General features: G+C 32.3%; 16 protein-coding genes. 6 read left to right on the top strand and 10 right to left on the bottom strand.

Annotated features, from left to right (window positions below):
• Positions 1-42: 42 nt before the first annotated feature.
• Positions 43-729 (bottom strand): 2,3-diphosphoglycerate-dependent phosphoglycerate mutase, encoded by a 687-nt coding sequence (locus AOB58_RS11405; protein ID WP_064783455.1) that lies wholly within the window; start codon positions 727-729, stop codon positions 43-45.
• A 376-nt stretch (positions 730-1,105) separates the two neighbouring features.
• Between AOB58_RS11405 and AOB58_RS11400 the strand changes: the two genes are divergently transcribed.
• Positions 1,106-1,474: an aggregation-promoting factor C-terminal-like domain-containing protein gene (locus AOB58_RS11400; RefSeq protein ID WP_002506777.1), complete on the top strand. Its 369-nt coding sequence runs from the start codon at positions 1,106-1,108 to the stop codon at positions 1,472-1,474.
• Between the two features lie 278 nt (positions 1,475-1,752).
• Here the strand turns inward: AOB58_RS11400 and AOB58_RS11395 are convergent, their stop codons facing one another.
• Positions 1,753-2,622, bottom strand: a complete 870-nt coding sequence (locus AOB58_RS11395; RefSeq protein WP_021338527.1) for a cation diffusion facilitator family transporter — start codon at positions 2,620-2,622, stop codon at positions 1,753-1,755.
• A gap of 194 nt (positions 2,623-2,816) precedes the next feature.
• Positions 2,817-3,197: a GtrA family protein gene (locus tag AOB58_RS11390; protein WP_002506775.1), complete on the bottom strand. Its 381-nt coding sequence runs from the start codon at positions 3,195-3,197 to the stop codon at positions 2,817-2,819.
• Between the two features lie 170 nt (positions 3,198-3,367).
• Here AOB58_RS11390 and AOB58_RS11385 point away from each other — a divergent pair, with 170 nt between their 5' ends.
• The gene (locus AOB58_RS11385; RefSeq protein ID WP_064783454.1) at positions 3,368-4,576 is read left to right on the top strand and encodes a putative multidrug effflux MFS transporter TcaB; all 1,209 of its coding nucleotides are present in this window, start codon (positions 3,368-3,370) and stop codon (positions 4,574-4,576) included.
• A 93-nt stretch (positions 4,577-4,669) separates the two neighbouring features.
• On the opposite strand, the gene AOB58_RS11380 is transcribed toward AOB58_RS11385, so the two are convergent.
• On the bottom strand, positions 4,670-5,134 hold the full coding sequence (locus tag AOB58_RS11380; RefSeq protein WP_021338528.1) for a GyrI-like domain-containing protein: 465 nt from the start codon (positions 5,132-5,134) through the stop codon (positions 4,670-4,672).
• A 168-nt stretch (positions 5,135-5,302) separates the two neighbouring features.
• On the opposite strand from AOB58_RS11380, the gene AOB58_RS11375 reads away from it, so the two are divergent.
• Complete coding sequence (locus AOB58_RS11375; RefSeq protein WP_021338529.1) at positions 5,303-5,917, top strand: C39 family peptidase; 615 nt, start codon at positions 5,303-5,305, stop codon at positions 5,915-5,917.
• Between the two features lie 74 nt (positions 5,918-5,991).
• Here the strand turns inward: AOB58_RS11375 and AOB58_RS11370 are convergent, their stop codons facing one another.
• Complete coding sequence (locus tag AOB58_RS11370) at positions 5,992-6,804, bottom strand: metallophosphoesterase (protein WP_031265850.1); 813 nt, start codon at positions 6,802-6,804, stop codon at positions 5,992-5,994.
• 235 nt (positions 6,805-7,039) lie between these two features.
• On the opposite strand from AOB58_RS11370, the gene AOB58_RS11365 reads away from it, so the two are divergent.
• Positions 7,040-7,540: a GNAT family N-acetyltransferase gene (locus tag AOB58_RS11365; RefSeq protein ID WP_021338531.1), complete on the top strand. Its 501-nt coding sequence runs from the start codon at positions 7,040-7,042 to the stop codon at positions 7,538-7,540.
• 70 nt (positions 7,541-7,610) lie between these two features.
• Here AOB58_RS11365 and pcp read toward each other — a convergent pair whose 3' ends face one another.
• The 5 genes from pcp to AOB58_RS11340 form a co-directional block, all read right to left on the bottom strand.
• Positions 7,611-8,252 carry a pyroglutamyl-peptidase I gene (pcp, locus tag AOB58_RS11360; RefSeq protein WP_031265852.1) on the bottom strand — a complete coding sequence of 214 codons (642 nt, stop codon included), beginning with the start codon at positions 8,250-8,252 and terminating at the stop codon, positions 7,611-7,613.
• A gap of 51 nt (positions 8,253-8,303) precedes the next feature.
• Positions 8,304-9,230, bottom strand: coding sequence for a DUF979 domain-containing protein (locus AOB58_RS11355; protein ID WP_021338533.1), 927 nt, complete (start codon positions 9,228-9,230; stop codon positions 8,304-8,306).
• Positions 9,223-9,927, bottom strand: a complete 705-nt coding sequence (locus AOB58_RS11350) for a DUF969 domain-containing protein (RefSeq protein ID WP_021338534.1) — start codon at positions 9,925-9,927, stop codon at positions 9,223-9,225. Before AOB58_RS11350 ends, AOB58_RS11355 begins: the two co-directional genes overlap by 8 nt.
• A 222-nt stretch (positions 9,928-10,149) precedes the next feature.
• Entirely contained in the window at positions 10,150-10,590 is a 441-nt protein-coding gene (locus tag AOB58_RS11345; RefSeq protein ID WP_021338535.1) for a DUF805 domain-containing protein, read from the bottom strand.
• A 127-nt stretch (positions 10,591-10,717) separates the two neighbouring features.
• Positions 10,718-12,337: a M20/M25/M40 family metallo-hydrolase gene (locus AOB58_RS11340; RefSeq protein ID WP_064783453.1), complete on the bottom strand. Its 1,620-nt coding sequence runs from the start codon at positions 12,335-12,337 to the stop codon at positions 10,718-10,720.
• A gap of 265 nt (positions 12,338-12,602) precedes the next feature.
• On the opposite strand from AOB58_RS11340, the gene AOB58_RS11335 reads away from it, so the two are divergent.
• Positions 12,603-13,115 (top strand): DUF4242 domain-containing protein, encoded by a 513-nt coding sequence (locus AOB58_RS11335; RefSeq protein ID WP_021338537.1) that lies wholly within the window; start codon positions 12,603-12,605, stop codon positions 13,113-13,115.
• Positions 13,116-13,398: 283 nt separating this feature from the next.
• Positions 13,399-14,139, top strand: a complete 741-nt coding sequence (locus tag AOB58_RS11330; RefSeq protein ID WP_021338538.1) for an ABC transporter ATP-binding protein — start codon at positions 13,399-13,401, stop codon at positions 14,137-14,139.
• The last annotated feature ends 10 nt before the right edge of the window (positions 14,140-14,149 follow it).

The following is a 14,149-nucleotide window of genomic DNA, read 5'->3' as shown; positions in this document are numbered from 1 at the left end:
AGGGCTGTTATATATTTTATCTAGTTTATTACTTAGCTTTCATCATAAATAATATTTATTCGTCACTTTTAAATCATCTGTTAATTCATAAATAAGAGGTGCGCCTGTTTTTATTTCATAATTAACAATAGCTTCGTCAGATATATCCTCTAAATATTTGATTAGTGCTCGTAAAGAATTACCATGAGCAGAAACTAATACTGTTTTATCATCTAATAACTGTTGAGAAATTTGATCATTCCAATATGGTATCACTCTAACCAAGGTATCTTTTAAGCTTTCAGATTCTGGCATAACTCTTCTATCTAAAAGTTCATATTTTCTATCATTTAAATAACTATTTCGTTGTTCTTCATTTTGCTTTGGTGGTGGCGTATCATATGATCGTCTCCAAATATGAACTTGGTCTTCACCAAATTCTTCACGAGCATCATTTTTATTTAAACCTTGCAATCCGCCATAATGACGTTCATTTAATCTCCAAGATTTTATAATTGGTATAAATAACTGATCAGATTCATTTAACAAATGATATGTCGTTTTAATAGCTCTTTTTAACAGAGACGTGTAAACAATATCAATTTCTATACCTTGATCTTTTATTTTTTTACCAGAGGTGATTGCTTCATTTCTACCCTGTTCAGATAAGTCTACATCTGCCCATCCTGTAAATAAGTATTTAGCATTCCATATGCTTTGCCCATGTCTACATAAAATTAGTTTTGGCATAATATTTCCTTCTTTCCATTAAGTAAAATATGGTTTTATACGATATTTACAGGAATGTTACAGCAATAATACTTATTGTTTATAGTTGCAAAGCTGACCACTCACCTATTCCTGCACTTATTATCGCATTTCTATATTAAAATTATAACAATTTACACTTTATTTTGAAATGATTGTATTCATTTATTCATAAAAGATACTTTCTTTTTATTTTTCTGTAACCTACTCACCATTTTTTGATGTTACAGTTATAAACGTTGAAATAAGAAAACAGTAAATAACTATTATTTATTAAATTTTTAATACTTAAATGTAAAAACATAACCTGTGATATTTCATATTGTATACAGGTAAATCAATTAGGAGGATTTTAAAAATGAAAAAATTATTATTAGCATCTTTCGCATCGATTACTATTGCAGCAACTGGTTTAGGAGTGAGTTCAAGTGTATCAACAGCAGACGCAGCTGAGACATCAACACAACAAACTAACAATGACGTATACAGTGAATTTATAGAAGCAGGCGGCACTAAAGCGCTATGGGATAATATTGTAATGCCTGAATCAAGCGGTGACCCTGAAGCAGTAAACGAATTGGGCTACAAAGGTTTAGGACAAACTAAAGAAGCTTGGGGCACTGGCACAGTTGAAGAACAAACTAAAGGTATGATTAACTACGCTGAGGAGCGTTACGGTTCAATAGAAGCAGCTATCGATTTCCGTCTAGCTAATGGCTGGTGGTAATTAATGCCAACCATTCAAGCACTACGTGTGAGAATAGTTTGTTTTAACACATAAATAATTTGTAGACCTGAAATTACTTTCAGGTCTCTTTTTATGTTATTAACTCAATTATTTATCAAATAACTATATTTTCCAGCGTAAAGGCTCGGAACGTGTCTTAAGCAAGTAATTATAGAATTTACATATGTTAAAAAGTCGGAACAAAAAAACTGCCAACAATTGTCGACAGTCAGAAATCAATTACAAATATATTTAGTTTGAATATTATTTATTTTTAATTATTGTATAGATGCTGGTTCGGGATGTACATAAACTGAAGAAATACCTTTTTCATGCATATGTTGTTCTACTTTGTCACAGATATTGTGCGCATCTTCTAAAGATAAATCCGATTCTACGACAATAGTTACATCTACAAAAATACTACTGCCATGATATCGTCCTTTAATATTTTGCACATCAATCACATCTTCTATTTCTAAAACATAATTTTTGTAAGCTTCTAATTCTTGTTCATTAAACCCATCACTTAAAGTAAAAATTGATTCTTTAAATATTCTAAAACCAGTGTAGATAATAAGTAAACCTAAAATCGTTGCTAATACTGTATCAAGAATTGGCAAACCAAATTGTGTAAAAATTAAACCTACAGCTGTTCCAATACTAACTAACGCATCTGATAAATTATCCTTTGCCGCTGAATTTAGCGAACTACTATTCGTTCGTCTAGCTAACTTTTGATTAATATAAAATACTATCAACATAATAATGCCACTTATAACACTGACATATATCGTAATTACATTAGGTGCATGGTGATCTTTAGAAAAAATTTCAGGAACACTTTCTATAACAACTTGTATACCTACAAACATGATAATAAACGAAACGAGTAACGTTGAAATATTCTCTGATTTTAAGTGTCCATAAGGATGGTTTTTATCCGCAGGCTTAATAGAAATTTTCAGTCCTATAATAACCGCTAACGAAACTACAATATCAGTCATATTGTTTAAACTATCTGCTCTAACTGCTGCTGAATCGTACATAGAGCCAATAATAAATTTGGCAATTGAAAGAACGATATATACAATTAAACTTAAATAAGCGCCTTTTTGCGCTGTTTTCAAATTTTCACTTTGTGTCATATCTGTTGTCCACCTTAATTAATATAGAACATTTATTATGACCTATCCCAAGCATATTTACAACAATTTTTATTCAAAAATTATTTAATATAAAAAATCTAATTATTTTTTTAGCCTTTCCTAAATAAAGTTGTTAAATTGTACAAAAACAAAAGTCATCACTATTCTAACTTTACTTTTAAGTCTTAAAAAAATCAGTCTTTCAGTATATATTTTGATAAAACAAAAGTAATAGGTATCGTTATAATTAATCCTGCAAACGGGGCTATTACTGAAGAAATATGAAACCACTGTACGAATATATACAATAGCAATGTCTGCATACCCATATTTACAACCTGTGTTAACGGAAATTGAATAAATTTACGCCATGTAGGTTTTACTTTATATACAAAATGGCAGTTTAAATAATATGAAATTATAAAACTAACCATAAACCCGCTTACATGACTGACTAAGTAATTTAAATCTATTAATTTTAATAAGATAAGGTAAACGATGTAGTAATTTAATGTATTAATGCCACCAACAATGATGAACTTTATAATTTCATAGTGGGTTTTATTTAAATTCATCTGCTTACTCCTTTGATTCATATTTATAATTATTTCGCACGTTCTATTTGTTTTTTAGTATGTAAATTATCATTGCATTTCTAAATTCATATGGGATAATTATTTAGTTACAGAATAATTAAACTTGTATGTAATAATGCATAAGAGAGAAATTTAAAGGAGTACTTAACATGGACAAAACTTCAAATCGCCAAATACCACTAATTGTTATTATTGTGTTGGGTATTATGACTACTTTTGGTCCTTTAACAATAGATATGTACGTTCCATCATTACCAAGTGTACAAAGTGATTTTAATACAACCGCTTCTCAAGCGCAACTCACACTGTCTTTCGCTATGATAGGACTCGCAATAGGACAATTTATCTTTGGGCCTTTGTCAGATGCATATGGACGTAAAAAGATTGCTTTGATCATTATCATATTATATGCAATAGCTTCATTTATTGCAGTATTCGCAACTTCTATGTCTACTTTATTAACAATTCGTTTGATACAAGGTTTGACTGGTGGCGGAGCCATCGTCATCGCTAAGGCCTCTATAGGAGATTTACATAAAGGTAAAGCCTTAGCCAAAGGTCTAGCTTCACTTCTTGTCGTGAATGGGATTATTACTATTATCGCTCCACTGATCGGTGGTTATGCCTTAAGTGTCTCAAACTGGCAAGCTATTTTCTTTATTTTAACAATTGTTAGTATGATCATATTCTTTTTTGCCCTTTTCAAAATGGAAGAAACAAGAACAGCTGATCTTTCAAAACTTAACTTCGGCACTATTTTTAAAGACTTTGGTTATTTGTTGAAAAAACCAGCTTTTGTTTTTCCTATGTTGCTGCAAGGATTGACGTATGTGATGTTATTCAGTTTTTCATCTGCAGCCCCTTTTATTACACAAAAAATTTATGATATGACCCCCCAACAATTTAGTGTGCTATTTGCAATTAATGGTATTGGATTAATTATCATGAGTCAGCTCACTGCTATTTTAGTTAGCTATATCAATCGTTATGTATTACTGATTGCACTAACAATGATACAAATTGCAGGCGTCGTATTAATTTGTATCACACTCATATTACACTTACCAACCTGGGTTTTAGTCATCGCATTCTTCTTAAATGTTTGCCCAGTAACAGGGATTGGTCCGCTAAGCTTCACATTAGCAATGGAATCTCGTACAGGTGGTAGTGGCAACGCCTCTAGTTTACTCGGTCTTTTCCAATTTATTCTAGGTGGTGTGATATCACCGTTAATTGGTTTACAAGGCGGATATAGTGTCATGCCATATTTAACGATTTTAGTTATTACTACGGTGCTAATTATTTCATTAGAACTTGGCTTAAAATTCACTACCAGAAGAAGTGTATTGAACAAATAATCTATATAAAACAAGTGGGATACCAATCCTATTATTAAAGGGAGCTCCCAAATTTTTGGAGGCTCCCTTTTATTTTTTGTTACTATGATTTATCTAAACGATAGGAAGCCATATTTCTGTAATATATTCTTCTGATCTAATTGGTCCCTCTTTATACAACTCAAAAAATGGCGCATCGCGAAATTCATAATCTAATGTAGGTAAAATATGTCTATTTATCTTTTCCATACCTTTTTTAATAGACTCAGGTACTGGCCCCTTAGCATCAAAGACAATGTATCTACCCTCAGATAATTCTGTTCGCTGCCATTGCGCTTCATCTGTATCATTGGTAACACCAATGAGGCAATGGACTTCACCATTAGCATGAGGCTTATAAACAGCCAATAGCCCTTGCAATTGATTATTACCTAGTGGCATTAATTCCTGTTTCTTCCCTTTATCATCAAAATCCATCCAGAAATTAAATATATCTTCTTGCGCTTTTTGACCAGTCCCATACTCCTTTTTCACACCTAAGACTGAAGTCCGTGATAGCGTCTCTAATCTGTATTCCATACACATCCACCCCTTTTTGTTATTATAACCAAAATACATATACGATTTCTATCGTGAACTATTATATGGATATTCAGTCATCTTAATATGCATCTTCAAATAATGGTTATATAATAAAATAAATTTCAAAACAATTCCATTTTTACAAATCAAGCAAGGAGCCATAGTATGAGTCGAAAAATTTTATCTGTAAAACCAATTAGTCAGCTTTTTCCTATTCCAATGGTTATGGGATGTGAAGGCGTATCCGCTGCCATGATACTACAATTTAATGAACACGCTATTCCAGCTACACAAATTATGAAACATTGGCCTAGACATGCAAATAACCCTTATAAAGGCTATGTGGGCAATCATCTATGGATTAAACGGGGGCATCACCAAACAATATTCCCGACTGCTTTAGTTCCTCATTTAAAACAATACGATGCACATATCAATGACAGTACTGGACAATCTTTAAATGACCTATGTAGCATTATTGATCAAGACCAACCAGTCGTAATTTATCACACTGTGCTAGGTCAGCGTCCTGAGAAACGTACATTTAAATTAGATAACCATCCCACTCAGTTAGTGTCCAATATTCATGTCACTGTACTCATCGGTTATGATGAACATCATTATTACTATATTGATCCACTATGGTCACATTTAGGTAAAATAATACTTGTTCCTGCAATCATACCCAATCAATTTCAAATTATTAAAATCAAAAAAGCTAAATTAGAACATAGTTATAACGCACCTGGTCGCATGAGTTTTTATATTCAACCATCATAATGTTGACAAAATAAAAATAGATAGGACGACATATAAATTTAATTTGCTTTCATATTCTCGCCCCTACAAGGTTACTAAAAAATTGAAATACTATATAATGCATGATTGATTTCCTGTTCTATATCAGCTGAACGCCATTCTCTTTGATAACCTAAACATGGACAAATGTATGTGATACCGCGTTCTTCAAATGCATTTCTAAAATGAACATGCCCCATAATGCTATAGCGAATATCGTATTGTTGATATAGAGTATCAAAATCTGATGTTCCTATAAACGCATTAAAATAATCAAATATACGATGTGGCATCGGCACTGCAAATTTTGGATGCGTTACGATATGTGTCATAAGTATCACTTTTTTGTGTTTAACTTTTTCAATATCCTTTGCCGTTTGTTTGGCTGCAATGCGAGATAGTTTTCTATCTTCCATAGGCCAATCAATTTTCACTTTATCTTGCCATGTTGCACCGTAATACTTTCTACGAGCAATTCTTTCAATTGAAAATTTAGGATCCGCATACGTATAATCATACCAGCCTGTGTTCCCAACAATGGCCCATTCATCATTTATGTCATAAGGTTTTCCAATTAAGCACGATTCCATCGCCATATAAAAATCTAAAATCTCAGCTGATGTGGCACCTGTATCTGTAGACCAAAAATCGTGATTTCCCGGAATAAATAATACTTTTATTTGTGTTGTGCTTTCAAGCCGCTCAATAAATTGCTGTGTTAAGTTATAATTATTGGAGATATCTCCTGCAATTAGCAACATTTCTATACCTCGCTGATTTATAACTTTAATTAATACTTGTTGATAATCTTCAGGTTTCAGTGTCTTATGTCTATCTACATGCAAATCTGAAATCATACCTATTTTCATTTTCATCACATTCCTCTACTTCATAACAGTATCATTATTACATACTCTCTTATAGTTCATTAAGTAATCCGCATAATTTTGAATTGTTCTAATTAATAAAATAAATATAAATCATTAACACAACGTCATCACGTAATATATTTATTCTACATTACTATTGAAAGTGTAAATATTTCTTTTTAAAAATAAATGATGCTATAATAATATCAATTTAGTATATAAAGGAGGACATTCTATGGAGTTTACAATTAGAGCCTTGTCCGAAGAAGATAAGCACGGTAAAGCGATAGTTCATTATGAAAGTTGGCTGGAAACTTACGATGACATAGCTAAGAATGATTACTTAGAAAAACTTGATAAAGAAAAGTTTATCAAGCAGTCCTCCTTACATGATGTACCAACATTAGTTGCTATTGTTAATAACGAAGTTGTAGGTTTTATTTCCTATGGCAAGACACAAACATCAACGTCTTCAGATGATTGGAGCGAAATCTTCGCTTTATATCTATTAGAAGAATATCAACGTCATATGATTGGCTTTGCGCTAACACAGCGTGCATTAGAGTTATCTTATCCAGATAATGTAATGTTATGGGTTGTAGAAGAAAATGACAATGCCATCAATTTCTATGAACAGGTAGGCTTTAAACGAACGCCTGAAAAAAAACCTACTTATCTCGGTAAAACATATAATGAAATAAGAATGAACTTCACAAGAACTGAACACGAGCAATAATTAAACATAATAAACAAAGCGTACCTCCTACATAATGTAGATGTACGCTTTGTTTATTATGATGTAAGTTTTAGTGTGTTTCTCCTAACGCTACTTTGATATCTTTATCTGATTCAATGACCACTTCAAGCGCTACTTTCAAACCTTTAGCGATTGTCTCTAGAGACATCGATGGCTTTTCTACCTTATCTGTAACTTGTTCAGGTATGAATGGAACATGGATAAAACCAAATTTAATATTTGGAAACTGTGTCGCCTCTAAGTAACCAAGTTGATATAAAATATGATTACATACAAATGTGCCAGCTGTATTGGATAAACGTGCAGGTACACCTTGTGATTTTATTCCCTCAGTCATACGTTTAACCGGTAGATTAGAAAAGTAAGCAGCTGCTCCTGTTGTTTGTATGACTTCATCAATTGGTTGATTGCCTTCATTATCTGGAATACGAGCATCATCTATATTGATTCCGACACGTTCCGGTGTTAATTCAAACCTACCACCTGCTTGTCCAATTGCTAAAACAATATCATATTCTTTTTGATTTAATTGTTCTTCTACGACCTCTTTACTTTTATGAAATACAGTTGGTATTTCTAATTTATCTATCTTATGACCATCAATTTCATCTGGCAAAAGTTTTACAGCTTCTAAAGCAGGATTAATTGCTTCTCCACCAAACGGATCGAAACCCGTTATTAATATATTCATCATTTAATAGCCTCCTTTATTTTTAATTCACTAACGCTCAATAATTATGATTTAAAAAGCCCAAAAATACATTAAACCAATGTGTACAAAAATTAATATAAACGCGATAGGTGCTTGTGCTTTAATAACGCCAAATTCATCTTTCATTTCTAATAATGCTACTGGCAATGTATTAAAGTTTGCTGCCATAGGTGTTAACAACGTTCCACAAAATCCACCTGTCATTGCTAAAGCACCAGATATAACAGGGTCTCCACCTTGAGCTATAACAAATGGAATACCAATACTTGCCGTGATAACCGTAAATGCTGCAAAAGCGTTGCCCATTAGCATCGTAAATAATACCATGCCCAATACATATGCTGTCGCTCCTAATAAATGATTGCCTTCCGATAAAAATGAAGATAGCCCTTTAGAAATAACATCTCCAACACCACTGACAGTAAATAGCACACCTAAAGCTGCTAAAAACTGAGGTAATATACCTACAGTGCCAATCTGTTGTGTTAATCTATCACTATCATAGAGTACATATTTGCCATTAGGTTTAATTACAACATAAGCTGCTAATAACCCTAAAACAGAGGATACACCTAAACCAATTGCGCCACCTAAGGGCGTCCAATTTGATACTGCAATTGCAGCCACAGCTAGTATAATAGCTGGAATAAATAATTTATTACCATATTTTTTTGCACCTTTATCTCCTGTTGTTTCATCAACATCAATGATATTTTTGATTATTACTTGCTTAAATAATGTTAATCCACCCATTACTAAAATAAATATACCGTTTATTACATTTGGTATATAAGGACCTATGATAAAAGTTGTTGCTAGCAAAATCCAAAATAGTGCTGTACCATACTTCTTCTGATGTGACGAAGCTTTTAATACACGATATGCTGTATAAAGTAATTGTAAACCTATTAATATGTAAAAGAGCTCTAAAATATTATTTAATGTATTTTCACTCATTTTTGTTCACCTGCTTCGTGCCATACTTTTTCTCTAAATACTTATCAAACCTTATGTTATTAATCCACACAATAATGAAAACGATAATTGCAATTGGTAATGATGCGAGAACAAGATCGACTGCATCTACTTTAATGCCTAATGACTGAAACGTTCCAACCATTAGTAATACACCTGCTGCGCCAACAAATAAATTTTGTCCAAAGAAATTACCATAATTTTCCATTGCAGAAGCTTGTGCTTTTATCTTCTCAATATCTGTTGCATCGACTTCTTCATCTTTTAAGTTATAACGTGTTTTTAATGCACCTTGTAGCATCGGATTAATCAGTGGCCTAACAAATTGTGGATGTCCTCCTATACGAATCGACGCCACACCTGCTAGCTCTCTAATAACTAAATAAATTGTCATCAATCGTCCACTCGTTACACGCTGCACCTTTCCTATTAAATTAGAAGCTTGTTTTTTCAATCCAAACCGCTCTATTAATCCAACCATCGGTAAAGTTAAAATGAACAACGTCACCAACCTATTATCTACAAACGCCTTGCCCAATGTATCTAGAATTTCATAAATATCTAATCCTGATACAATTCCAGTAACTACTGCGGCAATTAAAATTACTGCAATAGTATCAACTTTAAAGACAAATCCTAATATGATAATCAAAATTCCTATTAATTTTAACCATTCCATAAAATCCCTCCTTTTTACTATAGTATAAATTTATTATTCCTAAATACAATGAATTTTCAGAAAAATTATGTTGATAACTCGCTTTTATGAAAATCTACGAAAAAGAGCGGGAGTATGAAATCCAATTTTGATTTCATACTCCCGCTCTCACAAAGCTAACTAGAAAAAGTTGCACTTCAAGAATAACTGTTATTTAGTTTAACTTACCCATAAGATTTATTTTTATAACCATTTCAATTCTGACTCAGGAACTTCACGTGAAGGTAATAGCGTCTCAACAATCAATATAATCGTACAAATTATTGACACAACATTTAAAAATATTGCAACGCTATTGATTTGTATAATATCAAACAAGATATTAACAAAAATCGATAAAATAATTAAAATGAGTGCAGTAACCCTTTTTCTACCTGCATCATAAAATCTTCTTAACGTCACTGAAACCATAGGTACCATGATTGCTAAAGCAAATATACCAATAAGTGCAGATAAAATCGCTGCGACAATAAAAGCCCCTGTTATAAAGCTAATTGCGCCGATTAACGCTACGATAAAGATGCCAATGATATGAACCAATACTGGTGTCCAGAACTCTAGTCTATCTGATTTCCCTTTAAAGTCAGCATATCTCTTCCAAAAACTTTTATACGCCTCTATCATATTGTTACCACTCCATTTTCTTCTTATGGAATTACCTGTGCAATGAATATATTCACTAATATATCGCACTAACCTATACACTAACAAGCATTAGATTATAAAAATTTATTTAAGAAAAGATTACAAGTTATTCTTGTTCTTTTGCTGACTCAATATAAGAATTAATAATTTGTTCTAAAACAACAGGTAATTCTTCAAATGCACTTTTTTTATGCAAACGTTCACTGACTTTATGTGCGTCTTTACCTATCGGTCCACATAATAATATCGGTGCGCTAATAGCTTGAATAACTTCAAATGGTAGTTGATATGTTTTATTAAAATTAGGCGTATTTTTTTCATAGGCAGCAATTTGTTCCATATCTCCATCAAAGTTCAAATAACTACTATCACTAATACCATTAAAATAGTGAACACGTTCACTTTGACGTTGAAATTGATCGCGTAACGTTCGACGCACTAATTCAACCGTTGACTCAATGCGCTTATCGTAAGACGAATTAACAGCAGGATAATATGGTGTTGCAAAAAATGTCACTACTGCTGGTGCAATATCTTTACAAGTTTGCATTAACGTATCAGCAACGTTGACACTTTGTAAATGTAACTCGTCTGTCTCTTGGATCGCCTTATCGATTTGCATAGTTATATATGCTTCTCCATGTTGTTTAATGGCATATCGCTTTAATTGCTCATATGTGAGCACATTAATTTTCGTATCAAATTCTTTCTCTTGCTCTTCTAATATAGAGAGCCAATCACTTTCACAACGTTCTGTAGCGTGTATTACTGAATCGATAAACTGTCTAAACACATCAGCTGGTTTATTTTTAAAAAGAAAAACATTAAACAATCCTATTGTTCTGAATGGTGTTTGGACATCGTACGCCAATTTATAATCTCTCATATGCAGAGATACTGGAACGGGCGTTGCATCATTTTCAAAAACTTCTCTAAATGCATTGTTGTATTCAATCTCTTGAGTAATATAACTCATCATAAAGTTAGAACTCAAACCATCTAATGGATTACCTACATGCGTTTCTTTGCCATAACATAATACACCAGGCATAATTTTTCCAATTGACCCTGAATATATATAATGCTTTTCATCAGCACCAGCTTGTTGAAAAGTAGGTTCACTATTTAAATGAAGTTGTATATCTAAATGATATTGTTGCTTTAGCTGGGCAATTGCTTCTACTGCTTTGAGCATCCCCGAAGAGTTGACTTCTTCATCTGGCACTGTAACTAAAATTAAATTAATGTCCCATGCTTCAACACTAGCCAATTCAATTAATGAAAGATGCAACATGAGCCCTGCTTTCATATCCATTGTGCCTCGGCCAAATAAATAGGTGTCATTGTTTAAGTCTTCAATTGCTTCTGCATTTAAATAATGATGATTTTGGGAAAATAATGATTTTAATTCATCTGGATTAAACGCATTGCAATGAAAATTACCATAATCTTCTACACCAACAGTGTCATAATGACTAATTAACACAATTGTTTTTGCCGAAGTATTTGCTTGATAAAAGGCAACAACAGCTTCCTTATCATCTTCAGTTTGTGTCAATTGAATATGCTTTTTATGTTCTTGAAAGTATGTAAGTTGTAACAATAGCTGCTTTACGAAGTTTGGAAATGTTAGTTCCCCTTCAGAATTCGTCACTGTTGGATGATTCACTAATCTCTTTAATAAATTCAATCGATTTTCGTATGATTGCCATAGCAATTTCGTCACTTTATCCCCTCCGTTTGTAAGCGTTTTCTCAAGTATAATATGTATTGAAATTCAATAGCAATAGATTTAATTATAAAAACGATATTTTAACGTATTTAATAGTTTCTCAATCGACACTTAGTTACAATTGAATGTTCCTAACTATAATATTCTATAAATTAATTAACAGTTTTCAGAAAATTAAAATTACATGTCATTATATCCTTGTAATCTGATAAGGATTGTTGTATTATTCATGTATTATCAATCTTGGAGGTTAATATTTATGACATTATATTTACTAGAAGCAAATGACTTAGCTTTTGCCTCAACAAAAAGCGAATTAGAAAAGAAAGCAGCTGATTTAACAACTGCTGAAGTACCAACGCTTATCGAAGTACAGGCGACAGAAGACCTTATACACGGATACTTTATCGTTGAAGCTAATGATGATACTGAAGCGAAACAATTTTTAGAAGATGCTTCAATTAATATAAATCTTGTTAAAGAAGTACGTTTAGTTGGTAAAGAATTAGAAGACGTTAAAAAAGGTGATGCACATGTAGATTACCTAGTAACTTGGAATATTCCAGAAGGCGTTTCTATGGATCAATATTTAGCACGTAAAAAGAAAAACTCAGTACATTATGAAGAAGTGCCTGAAGTACAATTCCAACGTACTTACGTTTGTGAAGATATGTCAAAATGTATCTGTTTATACGATGCACCAGACGAAGATGCTGTTCGCCGTGCACGTAAAGCTGTAGATACACCTATCGATGATATCGAGAAAATATAAAGAACTACTTTCTCAATGAAATTGAGATTAGTAGTTCTTATGCAATTGCTTTAGCTATTGTAATCCTTTATTCTAAAAGTGATTTTTAATCACTAGATTTTCTTATGCTAAAGCTATTGTAATCCTTAATTTTGCTTCTCAATGAAATTGAGATTAGTAGTTCTTATGCACTTTTTTCAAAATAAAAAATTAAAACCAATCACTTCACGGGCTATGTGTATGCATAGCCCTTTAGTGTAAGGATAAACCATACTAAAACGATAAGATTAATCGAGGTGTTGTAATGATTCACATTGACCACGTTCAACATCAATTTGGCGATAACCAAGTCATTAATGATTTTGAATTAAATATAGAAAAAAGTAACATCGTAACTTTTATAGGTAAAAGTGGTTGTGGTAAATCGACGTTATTAAATATTATTGGTGGTTTTTTAACACCAACTTCAGGGACAGTAAATATTGATGGAAAAATTAAACAAACACCATCACCTGATTGTTTAATGATATTTCAACACCACAACTTACTTCCTTGGAAAAATATTAACGACAACATACGTATTGGTTTGTCTCAATACATAAGCAATGAAGACATTAATAAACAGTTAAAAACCGTAGATTTAAATCATAAAGGAAAATTATTCCCAGAAGAATTATCCGGTGGTATGAAACAACGTGTTGCGCTTTGTAGAGCACAAGTACACCAACCAAATGTCATTCTCATGGATGAACCTTTAGGCGCTTTAGATGCTTTTACACGTTATAAATTACAAGATCAGCTTGTACGTTTAAAAGAGCGCACAAAAGCAACGATCATTTTAGTTACGCATGATATTGATGAAGCGATTTATCTTTCAGATAATATCGTGCTACTCGGTGAGGGGTGTGAAATTATCAATCAATATAGTATAAAACAATCTCATCCTCGTAACCGCAATGATAGTCATTTACTAAAAGTTAGAAATGATATTATGGAAAAATTTGCGTTAAATCATCATATGGCAGAGCCAGAATATTATTTATAAGGAGTGTTAA

The organism is Staphylococcus sp. AntiMn-1 (assembly GCF_001663395.1).
GTDB lineage: Bacteria > Bacillota > Bacilli > Staphylococcales > Staphylococcaceae > Staphylococcus > Staphylococcus equorum.
This window is presented reverse-complemented; position numbering and strand designations above follow the sequence as displayed.